Annotated in this window: 21 protein-coding genes; 15 read left to right on the forward strand and 6 right to left on the reverse strand. The window is 53.7% G+C overall.

All coding sequences use genetic code 11. From position 1 onward, the window contains the following. Positions 1-213 precede the first annotated feature (213 nt). Positions 214-1,242, reverse strand: coding sequence for a 16S rRNA (guanine(1207)-N(2))-methyltransferase RsmC (gene rsmC / locus RT644_RS20720; protein ID WP_313627920.1), 1,029 nt, complete (start codon positions 1,240-1,242; stop codon positions 214-216). 245 nt (positions 1,243-1,487) lie between these two features. Between rsmC and RT644_RS20725 the strand changes: the two genes are divergently transcribed. The 8 genes from RT644_RS20725 (at position 1,488) to RT644_RS20760 (ending at position 7,946) form a co-directional block, all read left to right on the forward strand. Next, positions 1,488-1,901: a DNA polymerase III subunit psi gene (locus RT644_RS20725; protein ID WP_045510067.1), complete on the forward strand. Its 414-nt coding sequence runs from the start codon at positions 1,488-1,490 to the stop codon at positions 1,899-1,901. After that, on the forward strand, positions 1,870-2,310 hold the full coding sequence (gene rimI / locus RT644_RS20730; RefSeq protein ID WP_020456459.1) for a ribosomal protein S18-alanine N-acetyltransferase: 441 nt from the start codon (positions 1,870-1,872) through the stop codon (positions 2,308-2,310). The genes RT644_RS20725 and rimI overlap by 32 nt, the downstream gene beginning before the upstream one ends. Positions 2,311-2,322: 12 nt before the next feature. Next, entirely contained in the window at positions 2,323-3,000 is a 678-nt protein-coding gene (yjjG, locus tag RT644_RS20735; protein ID WP_045510062.1) for a pyrimidine 5'-nucleotidase, read from the forward strand. Positions 3,001-3,091: 91 nt separating this feature from the next. Next, entirely contained in the window at positions 3,092-4,681 is a 1,590-nt protein-coding gene (gene prfC, locus RT644_RS20740; protein WP_020456461.1) for a peptide chain release factor 3, read from the forward strand. A 384-nt stretch (positions 4,682-5,065) separates the two neighbouring features. Next, positions 5,066-5,683 (forward strand): molecular chaperone OsmY, encoded by a 618-nt coding sequence (gene osmY, locus RT644_RS20745; RefSeq protein ID WP_020456462.1) that lies wholly within the window; start codon positions 5,066-5,068, stop codon positions 5,681-5,683. Between the two features lie 130 nt (positions 5,684-5,813). Then, a complete protein-coding gene (locus RT644_RS20750) occupies positions 5,814-5,975 on the forward strand; it encodes a DUF1328 domain-containing protein (protein WP_007373037.1) in 162 nt (53 codons plus the stop codon). A gap of 121 nt (positions 5,976-6,096) precedes the next feature. Further along, positions 6,097-7,167, forward strand: coding sequence for a patatin family protein (locus RT644_RS20755; protein WP_097406938.1), 1,071 nt, complete (start codon positions 6,097-6,099; stop codon positions 7,165-7,167). After that, positions 7,164-7,946 (forward strand): TatD family hydrolase, encoded by a 783-nt coding sequence (locus RT644_RS20760; protein ID WP_045510057.1) that lies wholly within the window; start codon positions 7,164-7,166, stop codon positions 7,944-7,946. Before RT644_RS20755 ends, RT644_RS20760 begins: the two co-directional genes overlap by 4 nt. Here the strand turns inward: RT644_RS20760 and RT644_RS20765 are convergent. Both RT644_RS20765 and RT644_RS20770 read right to left on the reverse strand, forming a co-directional pair. Further along, the gene (locus RT644_RS20765) at positions 7,935-8,798 is read right to left on the reverse strand and encodes a YjjW family glycine radical enzyme activase (protein WP_313627921.1); all 864 of its coding nucleotides are present in this window, start codon (positions 8,796-8,798) and stop codon (positions 7,935-7,937) included. The genes RT644_RS20760 and RT644_RS20765 overlap by 12 nt on opposite strands. Next, positions 8,770-10,320 (reverse strand): YjjI family glycine radical enzyme, encoded by a 1,551-nt coding sequence (locus RT644_RS20770; protein ID WP_313627922.1) that lies wholly within the window; start codon positions 10,318-10,320, stop codon positions 8,770-8,772. Before RT644_RS20770 ends, RT644_RS20765 begins: the two co-directional genes overlap by 29 nt. A 255-nt stretch (positions 10,321-10,575) precedes the next feature. Between RT644_RS20770 and deoC the strand changes: the two genes are divergently transcribed. From deoC to deoD, 4 genes are all read left to right on the forward strand, one after another. Next, positions 10,576-11,355, forward strand: coding sequence for a deoxyribose-phosphate aldolase (deoC, locus tag RT644_RS20775; RefSeq protein ID WP_020456467.1), 780 nt, complete (start codon positions 10,576-10,578; stop codon positions 11,353-11,355). Between the two features lie 73 nt (positions 11,356-11,428). Beyond that, positions 11,429-12,751, forward strand: coding sequence for a thymidine phosphorylase (gene deoA / locus RT644_RS20780; RefSeq protein ID WP_313627924.1), 1,323 nt, complete (start codon positions 11,429-11,431; stop codon positions 12,749-12,751). A 51-nt stretch (positions 12,752-12,802) separates the two neighbouring features. Then, positions 12,803-14,026 (forward strand): phosphopentomutase, encoded by a 1,224-nt coding sequence (gene deoB / locus RT644_RS20785; RefSeq protein WP_313627925.1) that lies wholly within the window; start codon positions 12,803-12,805, stop codon positions 14,024-14,026. A gap of 63 nt (positions 14,027-14,089) precedes the next feature. Then, positions 14,090-14,809, forward strand: coding sequence for a purine-nucleoside phosphorylase (gene deoD, locus RT644_RS20790; RefSeq protein WP_313627927.1), 720 nt, complete (start codon positions 14,090-14,092; stop codon positions 14,807-14,809). 776 nt (positions 14,810-15,585) lie between these two features. Here deoD and lplA read toward each other — a convergent pair. Continuing rightward, positions 15,586-16,602: a lipoate--protein ligase LplA gene (gene lplA / locus RT644_RS20800; protein WP_020456471.1), complete on the reverse strand. Its 1,017-nt coding sequence runs from the start codon at positions 16,600-16,602 to the stop codon at positions 15,586-15,588. A gap of 43 nt (positions 16,603-16,645) precedes the next feature. Continuing rightward, entirely contained in the window at positions 16,646-17,296 is a 651-nt protein-coding gene (locus RT644_RS20805) for a YtjB family periplasmic protein (protein WP_020456472.1), read from the reverse strand. A 118-nt stretch (positions 17,297-17,414) separates the two neighbouring features. On the opposite strand from RT644_RS20805, the gene serB reads away from it, so the two are divergent. The 3 genes from serB to nadR are packed head-to-tail and all read left to right on the forward strand — an operon-like array spanning position 17,415 to position 21,034. After that, a complete protein-coding gene (serB, locus tag RT644_RS20810; protein WP_017457847.1) occupies positions 17,415-18,386 on the forward strand; it encodes a phosphoserine phosphatase in 972 nt (323 codons plus the stop codon). An 8-nt stretch (positions 18,387-18,394) separates the two neighbouring features. Beyond that, positions 18,395-19,777, forward strand: a complete 1,383-nt coding sequence (gene radA / locus RT644_RS20815; protein ID WP_020456473.1) for a DNA repair protein RadA — start codon at positions 18,395-18,397, stop codon at positions 19,775-19,777. Between the two features lie 30 nt (positions 19,778-19,807). Further along, positions 19,808-21,034, forward strand: coding sequence for a multifunctional transcriptional regulator/nicotinamide-nucleotide adenylyltransferase/ribosylnicotinamide kinase NadR (gene nadR / locus RT644_RS20820; protein WP_020456474.1), 1,227 nt, complete (start codon positions 19,808-19,810; stop codon positions 21,032-21,034). A 47-nt stretch (positions 21,035-21,081) separates the two neighbouring features. On the opposite strand, the gene RT644_RS20825 is transcribed toward nadR, so the two are convergent. After that, positions 21,082-21,576 (reverse strand): hypothetical protein, encoded by a 495-nt coding sequence (locus tag RT644_RS20825; protein ID WP_097406946.1) that lies wholly within the window; start codon positions 21,574-21,576, stop codon positions 21,082-21,084. Positions 21,577-21,780 lie beyond the last annotated feature (204 nt).

Here is a 21,780-nt window from a genome sequence, read left to right on the forward strand (position 1 = left end):
ACTAACACCTGAAGCTAGCGCGTCTACCAATTCCGCCACCTTCGCATACCATCGATACTCTTGAAGTATCGTTACCACGGAGGCGCATTCTAGATGTTTTCAACTTTTCGTCAATAGTTAATTGCACAGACTTAGGCTGATCGCTGTAAAAATGGGCGCGTCGTGACGAGGTGGTGAAATTTGCCCGATGAAGGATTCCACCGGGCCTGCGGGTTATTTTAACGCCTGGCGCGTCATTACCGTACGGTACACTTTGAATCGGCCGGTCTGCGCAATGACTTCATGGAAACCGAACGTTTGATCCAGCACATCCGGGTAAGGCAGGAAGGCGTTCGCAACAATTCGCAGTTCGCCACCGCTGTTCAGATGGCGTACCGCACCGCGAATCAGCGTTTGCGCGGCTTCCTGGCTTGTTTGCAAACCATCATGGAATGGCGGATTGGAGATGATCATGTCAAAGCGACCCGTGACTTCGGAGAAGACATTGCTGGCGAAAACGTCACCTTCAAAACCGTTCGCCGCAAGCGTTGCGCGGCTTGCTTCTACTGCCGGAGCGGAAACATCGCACAGCGTCAGGCGCACTTTCGGCGAATGGCTGGCCAGGACCGTTGCGAGCACACCCGCGCCACAGCCCACATCCAACACTTTCCCCTTGGTATGCGGCGTAAGCGTCGACAGCAGAAGCTGGCTACCGACATCCAGACCGTCGCGACTGAATACACCCGGCAGGGTTTTAATCGTCAGGTTATCCAGCATGTATTCGCCCCAGAAAGTGTTCGCATCGAACTGCGGCTGCTTCTCAAGACGACCGTGGTACAGCCCACAGCGACGGGCGCTATCGACTTTATTCAGCGGACAAAACTCAGCCAGCATCTGTTCGGCACTGCGCACACCGCTACGGTTTTCGCCCACCACAAAAATGTCGCTGCCCACTGGCAGTAGCGACAGCAGGTTCATCAACTGAAACAGGGCTTCCGGTTTATTTTTCGGCCAGTAGTAAATAAGCGTGTCGCTGTTACCGACGGTCTCGCTATCGGCGACCAGGCTATAACGGGCGTGTTCACCCATCTGCGGGCTTAAGGTCTGCCATTGATGGAATTGTTGCGTCCAGGCACGGCTTTCAGCGGTGTCCAGGCGAGCGGGCAGGTCATCCTGCAAATCGCCGGCAAATAAAATACGGCTTGGTTCGAAATCATCACTGTGGCGCAGCAAGACTTCACTTGCCGGGGTATAAGCAGACATGAATGGTTCCTCTTTAAATTCAGGCGGCGATTATACACGTTATCCTTCAAACTGCCTCTTTGTTGGCTGCGTCTTCATCCCCCGGTTAATCTCCACGGGAGCCTGATTCTTGCCGCCTCGGCGCAGTATGAATGATTTTGTGTATGCCCGTTATCTTACGCGTTGCGTCTTTACTGGCTGCGTGTTGATGGCGCAATTTCGTCGAGTTTGTTATATTTGCGCGCCTGATACAGGAGTGTTTCACCATGACTTCCCGACGCGACTGGCAATTACAGCAACTGGGTATTACCCAGTGGACCTTGCGACGCCCGGCGGCGCTGCAGGGGGAAATTGCTATTTCGCTGCCCGCGCATATCCGGTTGGTGATGGTTTCACCAACTTTGCCGACGCTGAGCGATCCGTTGGTCAGCGATGTGCTGCGTGCGCTAACCGTGACAGAAGATCAAGTCCTCCAGTTGACGCCCGATCGTGTCGCCATGCTACCGCCCGAAAGCCAGTGCAACAGCTGGTGGTTGGGTGTTGAAGCGCAGCAGGCGCTGGCGGGTGCTCAGGTTGCGACGCCGTCGGTTGATGAGCTACGCACAAATCCTGCGGCTCGCGCCGCGTTATGGCAACAAATCTGCGAACATGAACACGATTTCTTCCCTCAGCACGGCTGATTTAGCCCGCGCATACCAAATAGAAACACGGGCGCATGCCTTCCCCTGGAGCGAAAAAACGCTGGCCAGTAATCAGGGCGAACGCTATCTCAACTACCGGTTGATGGTCGGGAATGAAATGGCCGCATTTGCCATTACCCAGGTGGTGCTTGATGAAGCCACGCTGTTTAACATCGCCGTTGATCCGGCCTGGCAGCGTAAAGGGTTGGGGCGTCAGTTGCTGGAACATCTGATTCATGAACTGGAAGCTCGCGACGTGCTGACGCTGTGGCTGGAAGTCCGCGCTTCTAACGTTGGCGCTATCGCACTGTACGAAAGTTTAGGTTTTAACGAAGCGACCATTCGCCGTAACTATTACCCCACTGCCAATGGGCGTGAAGACGCGATAGTGATGGCTTTAGCAATTTAAAAAGGTGATGTAATGAAATGGGACTGGATACTCTTTGATGCTGACGAAACGCTGTTTACCTTTGATGCGTTTGGCGGCTTACAACGGATGTTTCTTGACTATAGCGTGACATTCACCGATCAGGATTTTGCAGAATATCAAGCTGTTAACAAACCGCTATGGGTGGATTACCAGAACGGTGCTATCAGCGCATTGCAGTTGCAGACCCAGCGCTTTCAGAGCTGGTCTGAACGCCTGAACGTCCCTGCTGGTTCGCTTAACGACGCATTTCTGAATGCGATGGCCGAAATCTGCGCACCACTGCCAGGCGCAGTATCATTACTGAACAGCCTGAAAGGCAAAGCGAAACTCGGCATCATCACTAATGGTTTCACTGCCTTGCAGCAAATTCGCCTGGAACGTACCGGTCTTCGCGACTATTTTGATTTATTAGTGATTTCCGAAGAAGTCGGTGTGGCGAAGCCCGATGCGAAGATTTTTGATTACGCGCTGCAAAAAGCAGGTAACCCGGATCGCGCCCGCGTGCTGATGGTTGGCGATACGGCGGAATCCGACATCCTCGGCGGCATTAACGCCGGGCTTTCGACCTGCTGGTTGAATGCGCACGATCGCGCGCTGCCTGAAGGTATCAACCCGACCTGGACCGTCACGTCCCTGAACGAACTGGAGCAACTCCTGTGTAAACATTGATTGTCTGCACTCCGCCGTTGAGTACAATAGCCGCATTTTTCGTATTTCATCGCGAGGCCTCAGGCCGCGCAATTACACAGAAGATTTCATTATGACGTTGTCTCCTTATTTACAAGAGGTAGCAAAGCGCCGCACGTTCGCTATCATCTCGCACCCCGATGCCGGTAAAACCACCATCACTGAAAAGGTGCTGCTGTTCGGACAGGCGATTCAAACCGCCGGTACGGTAAAAGGCCGCGGCTCCAGCCAGCACGCAAAATCCGACTGGATGGAGATGGAAAAGCAGCGTGGTATCTCTATTACCACCTCCGTGATGCAGTTCCCGTATAAAACCAGCCTGGTCAATCTGCTGGATACCCCGGGGCACGAAGACTTCTCCGAAGATACCTACCGCACACTGACGGCGGTGGACTGCTGCCTGATGGTTATCGATGCGGCAAAAGGGGTTGAAGATCGGACCCGTAAGCTGATGGAAGTCACCCGTCTGCGCGATACGCCGATCCTGACCTTTATGAACAAACTCGACCGTGACATCCGCGATCCGATGGAACTGCTGGATGAAGTGGAAAACGAGCTGAAGATCGCCTGTGCGCCGATTACCTGGCCGATTGGCTGCGGTAAGTTGTTCAAGGGCGTTTATCACCTTTATAAAGATGAAACCTACCTGTATCAGACAGGGCAGGGCCACACCATCCAGGAAGTGCGCATCGTTAAAGGTCTGAACAACCCGGATCTGGATAAAGCCGTGGGCGAAGATCTGGCACAGCAGCTGCGCGATGAGCTGGAGCTGGTGCAGGGCGCATCGAACGAGTTCGATAAAGAGCTGTTCCTGAGCGGCGAAATCACGCCGGTCTTCTTTGGTACCGCACTGGGTAACTTCGGCGTCGATCATATGCTGGATGGTCTGGTGGAATGGGCGCCTGCGCCAATGCCACGTAAAACCGACACCCGCGAAGTGAAAGCAGATGATGACAAATTCACCGGCTTTGTCTTTAAAATTCAGGCCAACATGGACCCGAAACACCGCGACCGCGTGGCGTTTATGCGCGTGGTTTCTGGCCGTTATGAAAAGGGCATGAAGCTGCGCCAGGTGCGCACCGGCAAAGATGTGATTATCTCGGATGCCCTGACCTTTATGGCTGGCGATCGCTCGCATGTAGAAGAAGCCTACCCGGGTGACATTATTGGTCTGCATAACCACGGGACGATCCAGATTGGTGACACCTTCACCCAGGGCGAAATGATGAAGTTCACCGGTATTCCGAACTTCGCACCGGAGCTGTTCCGCCGTATTCGCCTGCGTGACCCGCTGAAGCAGAAACAGTTACTCAAAGGTCTGGTTCAGCTTTCAGAAGAGGGCGCGGTGCAGGTGTTCCGTCCTATCGCCAACAACGATCTGATTGTCGGCGCGGTGGGTGTGCTGCAGTTTGACGTGGTGGTTTCCCGTCTGAAGAGCGAATACAACGTGGAAGCGGTGTACGAGTCTGTGAACGTGGCGACAGCACGCTGGGTTGAAAGCACTGACGTGAAGAAATTCGAGGAATTCAAACGCAAGAACGAAATCCAGCTTGCGCTCGATGGCGGTGATAACCTGACCTACATCGCCCCAACGATGGTAAACCTGAATCTGACACAGGAACGCTATCCGGAAGTGACTTTCCACAAAACTCGCGAGCACTAATCCTTCTGCAGAGCACGGTAGACGCCGTGCTCTGTCACTTCTCCTGTCTAATTAGCCCCTTGCGGATTGTTCTTAAAACCCGTCATTTCGCCTCCATTTGTTCGTTTTTTACCCACCCGGCCATGATTTTTGTCGATTGTGATCTATATTTAACAAAGTGATGACAAATCGGGTGGATAAAAGTCCTGTTCAATGCGTGAAGTAGAGTCTTTTATCCACTCATTTCTTCACAAAGGAATATTAACAACTGCTTTAGCACGATGTGCGACAGGATTGTAAACGCGCCATCAGTTGCTGAATTGGGTGGTTTTCACCACAGCAGTAGAGCGGCACACGTTGCTGCTTGTGGCCCAAATAGTGGGCAAACCAACAGGAAGAACATCGATGACTATGAAAAAACTGACTATTTCCAAAACTCTGCTGGCCGTAATGCTGGGCTCTGTTCTGGCAAGTGGTTCCGCATTCGCTGCGGAGACTACCACCGACAAAGCGCAAAATGCTGCTTCCAGTGCAGGGGAATCAATCGATAGCTCAATGAATAAAGTCGGTGGTTTCATGGATGACAGCACCATCACCGCGAAAGTCAAAGCGGCGCTGGTGGATCATGAAGACATTAAAAGTACGGACATCTCCGTTAAAACGGACAAAAAAGTGGTCACGCTGAGCGGCTTCGTTGAAAGCCAGGCGCAGGCAGAAAAAGCCGTCTCCGTCGCAAAAGGCGTCGAGGGCGTGGCTTCTGTGAGCGATAAGCTGCATGTGCGTGACGGCAAAAACAAGACCATGAAAGGTTATGCGGGTGATACCGCTACCACCAGTGAAATCAAAGCAAAACTGCTGGCCGACGATGTTGTCCCTTCCCGTAAGGTGAAGGTTGAAACCACCGATGGCGTGGTGCAGTTGTCCGGTACCGTAGATTCACAGGCACAAAGTGAACGCGCTGAAAGTATCGCCAAAGCAATCGACGGCGTTAAAAGCGTGAAGAACGATCTCAAAGTGAAGTAACTAATCCTGAAAACGTCACTACCCGGTGCAAGCCGGGTATGACAAGCACGTACCAGGAAAAACATCGCCGGTGGGCATCCTGAGCGCTCATCTTAAGCGGTTGAAATTAACTATGGTAAAGGAGAGTTTTATGTTTCGTTGGGGCATTATATTTCTGGTTATCGCGTTAATTGCCGCCGCACTGGGCTTTGGTGGTCTTGCGGGTACGGCAGCAGGGGCCGCGAAAATTGTCTTTATCGTCGGTATTATCCTGTTCCTCGTCAGCCTGTTTATGGGTCGTCGGCGTCCATAGCGTATTACACGCTTAAATTTCGGTTACATTAAAGCCAGTCCTTGTGACTGGCTTTGCTGTTTCGGCTGCGGGAAAAGTGCGCTACTTTGAGATATTCAGCGTATCAATTAAGGAAAGCAGAGTGGGCCAGCATATTCCCGTTACGCTCGGCAACATCGCGCCACTGGCGTTAAAACCCTTTCGTCCGGGTCGGCTCGCGCTCGTATGCGAGGGCGGTGGACAGCGAGGTATTTTTACCGCTGGCGTTCTGGACGAGTTTATGCGTGCGGAATTTAACCCTTTCGATCTCTATTTCGGCAGCTCTGCAGGTGCGCAAAACCTTTCCGCTTATGTCTGCAATCAACCTGGCTACGCACGCAAAGTGATCATGCGCTACACCACGTCGCGGGAATTTTTCAATCCGGTGCGCTTTGTGCGCGGCGGCAACCTTATCGATCTCGACTGGCTGGTTGAATCGACCTCAAGCCAGATGCCGCTGGCCATGGACTACGCCGCGCGGATTTTCGATGCGGGCAAAGAGTTTTACATGTGCGCCTGTCGGCAGGATGATTACTCCGCAGCCTATTTCTCCCCTACTCATCAGACATGGCTCGATTTGATTCGTGCTTCCAGCGCGATCCCCGGCTTTTATCGTCCGGGCGTGATGCTTGATGGCATTAATTATCTCGACGGCGGTGTCAGCGATGCCATTCCGGTGCAGGAGGCGGCAAAACGCGGCGCGAACACGATTGTGGTGATCCGTACCGTACCGTCACAGATGTACTATACGCCCCAGTGGTTCAAACGGATGGAACGCTGGCTGGGAGAGAGCAGCCTGCAATCCTTAATCAATCTGGTGCAGCACCATGAGAAAAGTTACCTGGCGATCCAACGCTTTATCGAAGCACCGCCGGGTAAACTGCGTATTTTTGAAATTTATCCACCTAAGTTGTTGAAGAGCATGGCGCTGGGTAGCCGTTTACCGGCGCTGCGCGAGGATTATAAAATCGGGCGTTTATGCGGGCGCTATTTCCTGGCGACGGTGGGCAAATTGCTGGCGGAAACCCCGCCGCTGGTGCGCCACTCGCCAGTTATCGCGCCTGCGACGCGTGTTGTTCCACCGGCTGCGGTGGCCAACGACGCGCTGGATACGCCGCTGGTCAGCGTCGTGCAGGCCAACGATTTACCCATCAATAAAGAGGATACGGCGTGAGTTTCCGCTTTACCGATACCCACTGTCATTTCGATTTCCCGCCGTTTGCCGGCGATGAAACAGCGAGTATCGCCCGTGCGGGCGACGCCGGCGTGGAGCGCATTATTGTTCCGGCGATCGCCGCCCGTTATTTTGATCGCGTTTGCCACTTAGCACGCCAGCATACCGCACTCTATGCCGCGCTGGGGCTACACCCGATTGTGATTGAAGAGCACAGCGAGGAAAGCCTGCAACGGCTTGAACAGATGCTCGCGGCAAAGCCCGAGAAAGTGGTGGCGATAGGGGAAATTGGCCTCGATCTTTACCGCGACGATCCGCAGTTTGAGCGCCAGCAGCAGGTGTTAGACGCGCAACTAAAATTGGCAAAACGCTTTGATCTGCCGGTGATCCTCCATTCACGCCGCACGCATGACAAACTGGCGATGCATTTAAAAAAACATGATTTACCTCGCCGTGGCGTGGTGCATGGTTTCGCCGGTAGCCTGCAACAGGCGCAGCGCTTTGTTGAACTGGGCTATTACATCGGCGTGGGCGGCACCATTACCTACCCGCGCGCCAGTAAAACCCGTGACGTAATGGCGCAGTTGCCGCTTTCTGCATTACTGCTGGAAACGGATGCGCCGGACATGCCGCTCAATGGTTTTCAGGGCCAGCCCAATCGGCCAGAGCGTGCCGCGCAGGTGTTCGATACGTTGTGCGAGCTACGCCGCGAAGCGCCGGATGTCATCGCACACGCACTGCTGGAAAACACGCAGCGGCTCTTTGCGCTACAGATATAGCGCCGGGCGCAGCACGGTTTTCACGCCGCGCTCCAGTAGCGCCTGCGCCAGCGGCTCCACATCCTCCGGCGTAGCGCTACGCCAGGTCTGCGCCTCACCGTACACGCCATGCGCATGAAAGGCATTAAGCCGCACTGGCACCTCGCCGAGTTGATGAATAAAGGCGGCCAGCGCATCGATATGTACCAGATAATCGTTCTGTTCCGGGATCACCAGCAGGCGCAGCTCCGCTAATTTCTTCTCTGCTGCCAGTAACCGCAGGCTGGCTTTCACCTGCACGTTATCCCGTCCGGTGAGAAAACGGTGCCGCGCATTGCCCCAGGCTTTGAGATCGATCATCGCGCCGTCGCAGACCGGCAACAGCTTGCGCCAGCCGGTTTCGCTGAGTAACCCGTTACTGTCCACCAGACAATTCAGATGACGCAGTTGTGCGTCATCGCGTAATGCGGAGAACAGCGCATGCAAAAAGGGCAATTGCAGCGTTGCTTCGCCGCCGCTGACGGTGATGCCTTCAATAAACAGCGCCACTTTGCGAATCTGCGCCACAACCTGTTCAACCGTCATGCTCTGCGCCATCGGCGTGGCGTGCTGCGGGCACATGCGCAGGCAAGTGTCGCACTGCTCGCAACGCGCAGCGTTCCATTCCACTTGCCCTCCATTTATGGAGAGCGCGTGCTGTGGGCAACCTGCGACACAATCGCCGCAGTGGTTGCAGTGGCCAATGGTCCACGGGTTATGGCAGTTTTTACAGCGCATATTGCAGCCCTGTAAAAACAGTGCCACCCGGCTGCCTGGCCCGTCCACGCAGGAGAAAGGGAGGATTTTACTGACGAAAGCGCATCTGCTGTTCATGGCTGACCACGCGGGGTTGTCGTTCCAGAATATGCGTGTTACGCGCTGCCTCTTCACCCAGCCAGGTGGTATTGGTGCGTGAGCCTTCGGCACGGAATTTCCTGAGATCTGACAGGCGCACCATGTAACCGGTGACGCGAACCAGATCGTTACCGGCTACGTTAGCGGTGAACTCGCGCATGCCAGCTTTAAACGCACCAAGGCAGAGCTGGACAACGGCTTGCGGGTTGCGTTTCACCGTTTCATCGAGGGTCAAAATATCGCTGATCCCGGCCTGATACCACGCATGATGCGGTGCGACGGCGAGCAGATGGGTAATCGGATCCGGCTCGTCGCCATAAGGCAGCCGCGCGCCTGGCGTGGTGTCGGTGTCGGAGCTAATACCCGATTGCGCATGGAGCATGGCGCGCTGCCGCCAGCCGTGTTTTACCGGCGTGTTTGCCACAAAGCTCGCCAGTTGTTCACTGATGCGATAACCAAGTGCGTTGGCTTGTTCATCTTTGCCGTAGCGTGCGGCGAGACCGGCTTTTTCACAAAGCGTATTGACCGCTTCGGCCAGCCCATACATACCAAACATGGGCACAAAACGGTCGGCAGAAATCAGCCCTTCCTGCACAAGGAAGCTATGCTCAAAGAAGCCGGATTGCTGATACAGAAAATCGCAGCGGGCATCAATAATTGCCATTTGCTGCTGGCAATAGTGTGGCAATTGATGGGTGAAAAAATCCTCCAGCGACGCGCTGCGTTCCGCGATCGCTTTCAGATTGAGGCGTACCAGCGTACTGCCGCCGCCGCCCAGCGGCAGAGAGTTATAGCAACTCACAATGCCATAACCGCCTTTTGTGAAAATATTATCATGCACCGGGCCGTTGGCGATGTGCGGTTTGCTGCACTCGCAGATATTACGCGCCACCTCCAGTAGCAGATCATCCGGCGTAATATCCGGGTCATAGATAAAGGTTAAGTTTGGCGCAACCTGCTTCAGCTCTGCATCGGCGCGTAAAATAGCACGCGTAACCGGAGTGTCGAATGGGCCAATATTGGCATGCATAAAGGCGTCTGGCAGCGTTCTGTCGAGGTAGCGCCAGAAACGTTTTATGCGGATATCGATCTCCTGTTGTGTTAGAATTCTCACATATGGTTGTAGCAGGACATCAAGCTGGCCGAGATAAACAGGCATTGATGTCACTGATGGAACATGGTGGTAGAGGATCGTCAGCAACGAGAGGGCGTCATCAAGATCTTTTGCCCCTTCCAGCTCCAGCCAGGCGGAACCGTTAGCAAGAAATTTAGCGTAATCTGGCAGCACATAACGCGGTTTGTAAGGGGCGTGCCCTTCAAACATATCGCAGATGGCGCCCTCATCAAGTGCTGCGCGTGCCGCTTGCGGCAACGCCGGATAGGGCAGGGCGTTTTCCGCTTCCAGCGCCAGGAAGTGGCGTTTTTGTTCCGGTGTGAGTGTTGGGCTGGTAACAATCTGCTGGCAGCGTGACAGCAATAAAGGATCAACAGACGGGGACATCAGCGTTCCTCTTATTTCCTTGAGTGATGGCGATGAGTGTACGGAGCCAGCTGTTTGTCGCTTTTGATCCCGTCCCCTGTCAGCGCAATCATTAGTGATGTGAATTTAAAAGTTTGATCAATGTCCCATTATGGTTTTGCAAACGTGAATTTAACTTTCATTAACTGTGATGGGTGTCGAAGTGTGAATGTGGGTTGATGTTAAAATACTAACAAACCCGAACAGAAAACCGGCATTACGCCGTCGGAGAGAATTATGAGTGATTTAACGGCAAGCAGCCTGCGTGCGCTGAAACTGATGGACCTGACCACCCTGAATGATGATGACACCAACGAGAAAGTCATCGCCCTGTGTCATCAGGCAAAAACCCCGGTGGGCAACACCGCCGCCATCTGTATCTACCCGCGTTTTATCCCGATTGCGCGCAAAACCCTGAACGCGCAAGGTACGCCGGATGTGCGTATCGCAACCGTGACCAACTTCCCGCATGGTAACGACGATATCGACATCGCGCTGGCTGAAACGCGCGCCGCCATTGCTTACGGTGCTGATGAAGTTGATGTGGTGTTCCCGTACCGTGCGCTGATCGCCGGTAACGAGCAGGTAGGTTTCGATCTGGTGAAAGCCTGTAAAGAGGCTTGCGCGGCGGCGAACGTGCTGCTGAAAGTGATTATTGAAACCGGTGAGCTGAAAACGGAAGCATTGATCCGTAAAGCGTCTGAAATCGCCATTAAAGCCGGTGCAGATTTCATTAAAACGTCGACCGGTAAAGTGCCGGTAAACGCGACCCCGGAAAGCGCACGTATCATGATGGAAGTGATTCGCGATATGGGCGTTGAGAAAACCGTTGGTTTTAAACCGGCTGGTGGCGTACGTAGCGCGGAAGATGCGCAGCAGTATCTCGCCATTGCTGACGACCTGTTTGGTGCCGATTGGGCCGATGCCCGTCATTACCGTTTTGGCGCCTCCAGCCTGCTGGCAAGCCTGCTGAAAGCGCTGGGCCACGGCGACGGTAAGAGCGCAAGCAGCTATTAATTTGTCATTGCCGGGTAGCGCATTGTTACCCGGCCTCAATGGATTTTCCGGCTTTATTCCTCAGGGGGTTACCTTGTTTCTCGCTCAAGAAATTATTCGAAAAAAACGCGATGGTCTCGCGCTGAGTGATGAAGAAATCCGTTTCTTTATCAACGGAATACGCGATAACGCCGTTTCTGAAGGGCAGATTGCTGCTCTGGCAATGACCATTTTCTTCCACGACATGACGATGCCGGAGCGTGTTTCGCTGACCATGGCGATGCGAGATTCAGGCACCGTGCTGGACTGGAAACCGCTCGATCTTAACGGCCCGGTGGTGGACAAACACTCGACCGGCGGCGTGGGCGATGTCACCTCGTTGATGCTTGGCCCGATGGTGGCGGCCTGCGGCGGCTATATTCCGATGATTTCCGGGCGTGGCCTTGGCCATACTGGCGGCACGCTCGACAAACTGGAAGCGATCCCGGGGTTTGATATCTTCCCGGAAGATAACCGTTTTCGCGAGATTATTAAGGATGTTGGTGTGGCGATTATCGGCCAGACCAATTCGCTGGCTCCGGCGGATAAACGTTTCTACGCCACCCGCGATATCACCGCGACGGTGGACTCTATTCCGTTAATCACCGCTTCTATCCTCGCCAAAAAACTGGCCGAGGGGCTTGATGCACTGGTGATGGACGTCAAAGTGGGTAGCGGGGCATTTATGCCGACTTACGCCCTCTCTGAACAACTGGCGGAAGCGATTGTTGGCGTTGCCAACGGCGCGGGCGTGCGGACTACCGCACTGCTGACCGATATGAACCAGGTGCTGGCTTCAAGCGCGGGCAACGCAGTGGAAGTGCGCGAAGCGGTGCAGTTCCTCACTGGTGAATACCGCAATCCGCGCTTGTTTGACGTCACCATGGCGCTGTGCGTGGAGATGCTGATCTCCGGCAAACTGGCGAAAGATGACGCCGACGCGCGAGCGAAGCTGCAAGCGGTGCTGGATAACGGTAAAGCGGCTGAGGTTTTTGGTCGTATGGTTGCGGCGCAAAAAGGGCCGCACGATTTTGTGGAAAACTACGCCAAATACCTGCCTACCGCGACGCTGAGTAAAGCGGTATACGCCGATGATGAAGGCTTTATCACGGCGATGGATACGCGCGCGCTGGGCATGGCGGTGGTGTCGATGGGCGGTGGTCGTCGCCAGGCGTCGGACACTATTGATTACAGCGTGGGCTTTACCGAGATGGTGCGTCTGGGCGAACGCGTTGATGGTCAGCGCCCGCTGGCGGTTATCCACGCTAAAGACGAAGCCAGCTGGCAAGAGGCTGCGCAGGCGGTGAAAGCGGCCATTGCGATGGGCGACAGCGCACCAAAAGAGACACCGACGGTCTATCGCCGCATTACTGAATAGCGGTATACTGATCTGATCGCTTTTTTACAAAGCACAAGGTACGGAGAACATATGAAACGTGCATTTATTATGGTGCTGGACTCTTTCGGCATCGGTGCGACCGAAGACGCGGAGCGCTTTGGCGACGTGGGTTCCGATACCCTCGGTCACATCGCTGAAGTTTGCGCGAAAGGTGAAGCCGACACCGGGCGCAAAGGCCCGCTGAATTTACCCAATCTGACCCGTCTGGGTCTGGCGAAGGCGCACGAAGGCGCAACAGGTTTTATTCCTGCCGGGATGGATACTAACGCGGAAATCACCGGTGCTTACGCATGGGCGCATGAGCTCTCTTCCGGGAAAGATACGCCGTCAGGACACTGGGAAATCGCCGGTGTGCCGGTGCTGTTCGACTGGGGCTACTTTAGTGACACCGAGAACAGCTTCCCGCAGGAACTGCTGGATAAGCTGGTGAAACGCGCTAATCTGCCGGGTTATCTTGGCAACTGCCACTCGTCCGGTACGGTGATCCTTGATCAGCTCGGTGAAGAGCACATGAAAACCGGCAAACCGATTTTCTACACCTCTGCCGATTCGGTGTTCCAGATTGCCTGCCACGAAGAGACCTTTGGTCTGGATAAGCTGTATGAGCTGTGCGAAATCGCGCGTGAAGAGCTGACTGAAGGCGGCTACAACATTGGCCGCGTGATTGCGCGTCCATTTGTTGGCGATAAAGCAGGTAATTTCCAGCGTACCGGTAACCGCCATGACCTGGCCGTTGAACCACCGTCAGCCACCGTGCTGCAAAAACTGGTCGAAGAGAAAGATGGCCACGTGGTTTCGGTCGGTAAAATTGCCGATATCTATGCCAACTGCGGCATCACCAAAAAAGTGAAAGCCACCGGCCTGGATGCGCTGTTTGACGCCACCATCAAAGAGATGAAAGAAGCCGGTGATAAGACCATCGTCTTTACTAACTTCGTCGATTTTGACTCATCATGGGGCCATCGTCGCGATGTGGCGGGTTATGCGGCTGGGCTTGAGTTGTTTGACCGTCGCCTGCCGGAACTGATGGAATTGGTTGGCGAAGACGACATCCTGATCCTTACCGCCGATCACGGCTGCGATCCGACCTGGAAAGGCACTGACCACACCCGCGAGCATATTCCGGTGCTGGTCTACGGCCCGAAAGTGAAACCGGGCTCGCTGGGTCACCGTGACACCTTTGCGGATATTGGTCAGACGATTGCGAAGTACTTCGGCGTCTCTGATATGGAATATGGCAAGGCCATGTTCTGATGATTTTGGGCGGGAGCTTCCCGCCCTTTCTGTTTCAACGACAACGACATAAAGGAATTGACGATGGCTACCCCACATATTAATGCCGAAATGGGCGATTTCGCTGACGTAGTGTTGATGCCGGGCGACCCGCTGCGTGCAAAACATATTGCGGAAACTTTCCTCGAAGACTACCGCGAAGTGAACAACGTGCGCGGCATGTTGGGTTACACCGGCACCTACAAAGGCCGCAAAATTTCTGTTATGGGCCACGGTATGGGGATCCCGTCCTGCTCCATCTACACCAAAGAGCTGATCACCGATTTCGGCGTGAAAAAAATCATTCGTGTCGGCTCCTGCGGCGCGGTGCGTATGGACGTGCAACTGCGTGACATCGTGATTGGGATGGGTGCCTGCACCGACTCTAAAGTGAACCGTATGCGTTTCAAAGATCACGATTTCGCAGCGATTGCGGATTTCGATATGGTGCGTAACGCGGTTGATGCGGCAAAAGTACTGGGCGTAGACGCGCGTGTGGGTAACCTGTTCTCCGCCGATCTGTTCTACTCCCCGGACGGTGAAATGTTCGACGTGATGGAAAAATACGGCATCCTGGGCGTGGAAATGGAAGCGGCAGGCATTTACGGCGTAGCGGCGGAATTCGGTGCGAAAGCGCTGACCATCTGCACCGTTTCCGACCATATTCGTACGCACGAGCAGACCACTTCCGCTGAGCGTCAGACCACGTTCAACGATATGATCAAAATTGCGCTGGAATCTGTCCTGCTGGGCGATAAAGCGTAAGCATCTTTTCTAAGGGCAGGTTCTCTGCCCTTTTTATCAATTCATTTTAATGTCCATAGTTTTTATTATTCCCTTTTAATTCAGAGGAATAGAGCTATGAATTTATTCAAGTATCTATTCATAAATCTATTCACTGATGAGTTCGCTTACCGATCTTCTGTAACAAGGGCCCCAGCCCGCGATGGCGTTGCGTAAGGCATTAAAGATTAGTCAGGCCACGTTTTCACGGCTGGTTGCCACCGAGCCACAGGTGCTGCAATTTGGTAAAGCACGTGCAACGCGCTATGCCTTGTTACGCCCTGTACGCAGTGTTGAACGGTTTGCACTACGCCGAATTAATGAACAACGTCATGTTTACAAGTGGGGCGAATTACACACATGTTGGCCCCAGGGCCGCTGTCTGGTCACATTAGAAGAGGAGGGGCTGGCAGTAGTTTGACGGTCTGCCATGGTATCTCATCGATCTGCGACCTCAGGGTTTCTAGGACGGTCATGGGGACGAAACATCGCGCGTCAGTTTGGCCTGCCTATGATATGTTGCCGATGGTTTTTGCCCCCGTCAGTTCGGGAGCAACGCTATTGAACCGGCGCTGGATACCTCGGTCAGCAAGGCAGCGTGGAATTTCGCCATCCCACCGGCGCAAACATTCTGGCAGACAGTAGCGGCAGATGATCGCATCAGTGAGGCATTTCGCCATATCGCCTGGCAAATGGGTGATCAAGTTGCCCAACTGGAACAGATAGCGCAACGGATGGCGTAGTCGGCCACTCAGAGGCTAACGCACTGCGCTTGCAATCCATGCGGAAAGCTCGCGAAGTTCTTGTTCCTGCTCCGGAAAATCGACTAACAGTGCATCACACTCCTGCGCCAGCATATCCGCGCGGTAGAGGCAGCCCTGCAAACGTGCCGCCAGCGCTTCTAACGGTGCGGGGTTCAGGCTGTCGGTAAACACCTGCGTGCGGGTGATATGCCCTTTTTCCACATCAAAATGGAGCTCCACGCCGCCCCAGGTAAACCGTTCATCCAACAGATGGCTGAAAGCCGGGGCCTGGCCGAAATTCCACTCCCAGCTGCTCTGGCGGGCAAAGGTTTCGGCAAAATTGGGCAAGTCTGGGGTTTTATCCGGCGAGATAACCTCCGCCGTAACCCGTTCGCCATAGTGAGCGAAGAAGGCTTCGGTGATCGCTTCACAGATTTGCTGATGGGTAATGCCCGGCAGCAACTCCACCAGATTCGCCACGCGCCCACGCACCGACGTAATGCCTTTGGCTTGCAGCTTTTTCTTGTCCGGATTGAGGTAATTGGCCAGGCGGCTGAGATCGGCATTCAGCAGCAACGTGCCATGGTGGAAGCCACGATCTTTGGTTTCCCGGTAGGCAGAACCGGACACCTTACGATCGCCTTCCGCCGTTTTCACCACCAGGTCGTTGCGCCCGGAAGCTTCTGCGGTAACGCCTAGTGAATTCAGAGCATTAAGCACAATCGACGTGGAGATGGTTTTGTCGTATTCCGGCTTTCCCGCCATGAAAGTGAAACAGGTATTGCCGAGGTCGTGGAACACCGCGCCGCCGCCGCTACTGCGCCTTGCCAGCCGCACGTTATCTTCTTCCATGCGGCGGGTATTGCACTCTTTCCACGGGTTTTGCGCCCGCCCAATCACCACCGTGTCCGCGTTGCGCCATAAGAACAGTACGCGTTGTGTGGCGGGCATCTGGCGGAAAATGCACTCTTCCACCGCCAGGTTGAACCAGGGATCGTACGAGTCAGAGATAAGCAGACGAAGCGTCGACATAGCAGATTTCCTTTCTGTAACCTGTAATTTTTACCGGTAGCGGTCAGAGCGACTCTTTCTTTTGCTGCTCTTCTTCTTCCGGTACGGATTTGTTGGCCGTCAGCAAAAACGGCGACTGCTGCCAGCGCGTGCGTTTGCCCTGCAACAGGGTGCGCGTCAGCACTACGCCAATGGCCAGCGACAGCAGCAACATCAGGCGCAGAATATTGGTGGTGTTATCCACCTGTTTGGCTTCTGTCGCCAGCGTGTGCGTATCCAGCGTCAGGCGCAGGTAGCCCAGCGGACCGCTCTTTCCCTGAATCGGCTCAACAATTTGCTGGTTGAAATAGCCGCCTGCTTTTTTGCCGTCCAGCGCCAGCCTGTCGCGCACATCAATACTTTCGCCGGAGCGCGCGATCAGATCGCCCTGCGCATCGTACACCCCTGCATCCAGAATGCGACTCTCTTCGGTGAGCTGGCGCAGCACGACGTTGATCCGTTTTTCGTCCGGGGTTTCTGTGCGCATCAGCGGCGTGAGATTCAGCGTCACCTGGCGCGCCAGCGTTCTCGCCAGCTCTTCAAACTGCGGATTGCGCTGACGCTGATGGCTTTGGCTGAACCAGGATGCGCCCTGCATCAGCGCGACCAGCAGTGCCAGACAGATGAGGACGATTACGGCGCGATGCAGCCGAAATTTAAGTTTTGCGCGAGCCATATTCCACCTGTTGAAAATTTGAGGCTTAATGTTGCCAGAAGCGCTGGTTACAAGGTAGCCTCATGCGTTATTTTCCCCTCCGATGCTTTCTGGCGCTAACGTTTTTACAGGAGCTTTAATGCCTAATAGTTTGACCTGGTGCGATCTGCCCGATGATGTTTCTCAGTGGCCGGGATTGCCGCTCTCTTTAAGTGGTGATGAGGTAATGCCTCTGGACTATCACGCTGGTCGCAGCGGCTGGCTACTGTACGCACGTAATCTGGATAAGCAACGTCTGACGACCTATCAGCGCAAATTGGGTGCAGCAATGGTGATTGTTGCCGCGTGGAGCGTTGACGATTATCAGGTTCTTCGTCTGGCGGGTTCGTTGACGCCGCGCGCGACGCGCCTGGCCCACGACGAAGGTATGGACGTCGCCCCGCTGGGGAAAATCCCGCATCTGCGCTCGCCAGGGCTGCTGGTGATGGACATGGACTCCACCGCCATTCAAATCGAGTGCATTGATGAAATCGCTAAACTTGCCGGCACCGGCGAAATGGTGGCGGAAGTGACCGAACGGGCGATGCGCGGCGAACTCGATTTTGCTGCCAGCCTGCGCAGCCGTGTGGCGACGCTGAAAGGCGCGGACGCCAATATTCTGCTGCAAGTACGCGAAAAACTGCCGTTAATGCCAGGCCTTGTGCAACTGGTGTTGAAGCTGGAAACATTGGGCTGGAAAGTAGCCATCGCCTCGGGCGGCTTTACTTTCTTTGCCGATTACCTGCGCGACAAGCTGCATTTAACGGCGGCAGTTGCCAACGAACTTGAGATCATGGACGGTAAATTCACCGGCCAGGTATTGGGCGATATCGTGGATGCGCAGTTCAAAGCCAACACGCTGAAGCAACTGGCTGAAAAGTATGAAATCGCGCCGGAGCAAACGGTGGCGATTGGCGATGGCGCGAACGATTTGCCGATGATCAAAGCCGCCGGGCTTGGCATCGCGTTTCATGCCAAACCCAAAGTGAATGAGAAGGCGGAAGTCACTATTCGCCACGCCGATCTGATGGGCGTATTTTGTATTCTTTCCGGCAGCATTAATAAGAAGTAGAGGTTATTGTGGCGAAAGCTCCCAAACGCGCGTTTGTCTGTAATGAATGCGGTGCGGATTATCCGCGCTGGCAGGGGCAGTGCAGCGCCTGTCACGCATGGAACACCATTACGGAAGTGCGTGTTGCCGCTTCGCCCACCGTGGCGCGTAATGAGCGTCTTTCCGGTTATGCGGGGAGCGCTGGCGTATCAAAAGTGCAGAAGCTGGCGGATATCAGCCTCGAAGAGCTACCGCGTTTTTCCACCGGTTTTAAAGAGTTTGACCGCGTGCTCGGTGGCGGTGTTGTGCCCGGTAGCGCGATTCTGATTGGCGGCAACCCCGGCGCGGGGAAATCCACGTTGCTGTTGCAGACGTTGTGTAAGCTCGCCGAGCAGATGAAAACGTTATATGTCACCGGCGAAGAGTCATTACAGCAGGTGGCGATGCGCGCGCACCGTCTGGGGCTGCCGACCGGCAATCTCAATATGCTGTCGGAAACCAGCATCGAACAAATCTGCATGATCGCCGAAGAGGAACAACCGAAGTTGATGGTGATCGACTCGATTCAGGTCATGCACATGGCCGACATTCAGTCGTCGCCCGGCAGTGTGGCGCAGGTGCGTGAAACGGCGGCCTATCTGACGCGCTTTGCGAAAACGCGCGGTGTGGCGATTGTGATGGTCGGCCACGTCACCAAAGACGGCTCGCTGGCGGGACCAAAGGTGCTTGAACACTGTATTGACTGCTCGGTGCTGCTCGACGGCGATGCGGATTCGCGTTTTCGCACCTTGCGCAGCCATAAAAACCGTTTCGGCGCGGTTAACGAACTCGGCGTATTCGCCATGACCGAGCAGGGGTTGCGTGAAGTCAGCAACCCGTCGGCGATTTTCTTAAGTCGCGGCGATGAAGTCACCTCCGGCAGTTCGGTGATGGTGGTGTGGGAAGGCACACGCCCGCTGTTAGTTGAAATTCAGGCGCTGGTGGATCATTCGATGATGTCAAACCCGCGCCGTGTGGCGGTGGGACTGGAGCAAAACCGCCTGGCGATTCTGTTGGCGGTGCTGCATCGCCACGGCGGCTTGCAGATGGCGGATCAGGATGTGTTCGTCAACGTGGTCGGCGGGGTCAAAGTGACCGAAACCAGCGCCGATTTAGCGCTGTTGCTGGCGATGGTTTCCAGCCTGCGTGACCGGCCGTTACCGCAGGATTTAGTGGTGTTTGGCGAAGTCGGGCTGGCGGGCGAAATTCGCCCGGTACCCAGCGGCCAGGAGCGCATTTCGGAGGCCGCGAAGCATGGCTTCCGTCGCGCGATTGTTCCGGCAGCGAATGTGCCGAAAAAAGTGCCTGAAGGAATGCAAATTTTCGGCGTGAAGAAGCTCGCGGATGCGCTAAGTGTCTTTGACGACTTATAATTGGCTAATGTTTTTTTGCAGGAGGCAACAATGTCGTCATTCGACTACTTAAAAACCGCGATTCGCCAGAAAGGCTGCACGTTACAGCAGGTAGCCGATGCCAGCGGTATGACCAAAGGCTATTTGAGCCAGCTGCTGAATGCCAAAATTAAGAGCCCCAGTGCGCAAAAACTTGAGGCTCTGCACCGCTTTCTCGATCTTGAGTTTCCCCGTCGGCAGAAAAGCATTGGCGTGGTTTTCGGCAAGTTTTACCCGCTGCACACTGGTCATATCTACTTGATCCAGCGCGCCTGTAGCCAGGTGGATGAACTGCATATCATCCTTGGTTATGACGAAACCCGCGATCGCGAGTTGTTTGAAGACAGCGCGATGTCCCAACAGCCGACGGTAAGTGATCGCTTGCGTTGGCTGCTACAGACCTTTAAGTACCAGAAAAATATCCGTATTCATGCCTTTAACGAAGAGGGGATGGAGCCGTATCCGCACGGCTGGGATGTCTGGAGTAAAGGCATCAAAGCGTTTATGACCGAAAAAGGGATCACGCCAAACTGGATTTACACCTCCGAAGAGGCTGATGCGCCGCAGTATCGGCAACATCTGGGAATTGAAGCGGTGCTGGTCGATCCAAAGCGTACCTTTATGAATATCAGCGGTTCGCAAATCCGCGAGAACCCTTTCCGTTACTGGGATTATATTCCGACTGAGGTAAAGCCCTTTTTTGTGCGCACGGTGGCGATTCTGGGCGGAGAATCCAGCGGTAAATCAACATTGGTAAATAAGCTCGCCAATATCTTCAATACCACCAGCGCATGGGAATATGGTCGCGATTACGTCTTTTCTCATCTTGGTGGTGACGAAATTGCGCTGCAATATTCTGATTATGACAAAATTGCCCTCGGACATGCGCAATACATTGATTTTGCCGTGAAGTACGCCAATAAAGTGGCGTTTATCGATACGGATTTTGTCACCACGCAGGCGTTCTGCAAAAAATATGAAGGCCGCGAGCACCCTTTTGTTCAGGCTTTGATTGATGAATATCGTTTTGATCTGGTGATCCTGCTGGAAAATAATACGCCGTGGGTGAATGATGGCCTGAGAAGCCTCGGCAGTTCAGTCGATCGCAAGGAGTTTCAGGATTTATTGGTGTCGATGCTGCGGGAAAATAATATCGAATATGTACGTGTTGAAGCCGCAGATTATGACTCGCGTTTTTTACAGTGCGTCGAACTGGTTAAACAGTTAATGGGGCCGTAGTCTGAAATGGCAGGCCGGTCTGGTATATTCCGCGGCCTGTATATCGGTTAGTTTGCAGGTTGATTGCGAAAATTTTTCCAGCGGTTATGTACCTGCGTCAGCGTAGCGATTGATGGCTGATTCACCTTTCTCAACATATTATATTTATGCGTACTGACCGTTTTTATATCCAGCCCGCTGTGGATTAGCATACTTTTCTTTTTACCTGCGCTAATGATATGGCTAAGCAGCAGTCTCTCTTTTCGCGTTAGCGTTATTCTGCACTCGTGGTCTTGCTTCTTCCGCCAGGATTTATAATTTAATATGCGGAATATTTCGGTTAGTTTTGTGTTTTTCTTAATTTTTAAAAATGAATGTAATAAGTAACATTCAAATGGATTGTCGCTTTTTATTATTCTGTTTAGTGTCGATAATGTCGTGATGATGATAAAGTTATTATCAAAATCTAAAATAACATCATTATTATCCAGTGTTATTTCTTTTTGCTTAATAAATGTTTGTAATCCGTTTTTAAGAAAAACATCTTCCGTGATGATATGCATTAATTATAACCATGCGTTCATTTATTAACTAAGGTAGTGCGTATCATGTTAGCGTCTGGTCTTAGCGTTAAGCAATCCAGGGACAAAATGGCGAATGCTAAAAGCATTAATCTATGGCGATGAGATTGCTGGAGATTTATTCTTTGATGTGACTTTTATTCAGGATTTTAGTTTTAGATTATTTCTGCAATGAATGCATCTGCC

The sequence above is a fragment of the Kosakonia sp. genome, assembly GCF_032104925.1.
Classification (GTDB): domain Bacteria; phylum Pseudomonadota; class Gammaproteobacteria; order Enterobacterales; family Enterobacteriaceae; genus Kosakonia.

Bases quoted from the DNA above. Each gene is read 5' to 3' on its own strand.
- lplA (WP_020456471.1), bottom strand. From the start codon at position 16,602: ATGTCGACGCTTCGTCTGCTTATCTCTGACTCGTACGATCCCTGGTTC.
- prfC (WP_020456461.1), top strand. From the start codon at position 3,092: ATGACGTTGTCTCCTTATTTACAAGAGGTAGCAAAGCGCCGCACGTTC.
- rimI (WP_020456459.1), top strand. From the start codon at position 1,870: ATGAACACGATTTCTTCCCTCAGCACGGCTGATTTAGCCCGCGCATAC.
- RT644_RS20770 (WP_313627922.1), bottom strand. From the start codon at position 10,320: ATGTCCCCGTCTGTTGATCCTTTATTGCTGTCACGCTGCCAGCAGATT.
- RT644_RS20725 (WP_045510067.1), top strand. From the start codon at position 1,488: ATGACTTCCCGACGCGACTGGCAATTACAGCAACTGGGTATTACCCAG.
- serB (WP_017457847.1), top strand. From the start codon at position 17,415: ATGCCTAATAGTTTGACCTGGTGCGATCTGCCCGATGATGTTTCTCAG.
- RT644_RS20765 (WP_313627921.1), bottom strand. From the start codon at position 8,798: ATGAACAGCAGATGCGCTTTCGTCAGTAAAATCCTCCCTTTCTCCTGC.
- RT644_RS20750 (WP_007373037.1), top strand. From the start codon at position 5,814: ATGTTTCGTTGGGGCATTATATTTCTGGTTATCGCGTTAATTGCCGCC.
- nadR (WP_020456474.1), top strand. From the start codon at position 19,808: ATGTCGTCATTCGACTACTTAAAAACCGCGATTCGCCAGAAAGGCTGC.
- deoC (WP_020456467.1), top strand. From the start codon at position 10,576: ATGAGTGATTTAACGGCAAGCAGCCTGCGTGCGCTGAAACTGATGGAC.
- deoB (WP_313627925.1), top strand. From the start codon at position 12,803: ATGAAACGTGCATTTATTATGGTGCTGGACTCTTTCGGCATCGGTGCG.
- rsmC (WP_313627920.1), bottom strand. From the start codon at position 1,242: ATGTCTGCTTATACCCCGGCAAGTGAAGTCTTGCTGCGCCACAGTGAT.
- osmY (WP_020456462.1), top strand. From the start codon at position 5,066: ATGACTATGAAAAAACTGACTATTTCCAAAACTCTGCTGGCCGTAATG.
- RT644_RS20825 (WP_097406946.1), bottom strand. From the start codon at position 21,576: ATGCATATCATCACGGAAGATGTTTTTCTTAAAAACGGATTACAAACA.
- yjjG (WP_045510062.1), top strand. From the start codon at position 2,323: ATGAAATGGGACTGGATACTCTTTGATGCTGACGAAACGCTGTTTACC.
- RT644_RS20805 (WP_020456472.1), bottom strand. From the start codon at position 17,296: ATGGCTCGCGCAAAACTTAAATTTCGGCTGCATCGCGCCGTAATCGTC.
- deoD (WP_313627927.1), top strand. From the start codon at position 14,090: ATGGCTACCCCACATATTAATGCCGAAATGGGCGATTTCGCTGACGTA.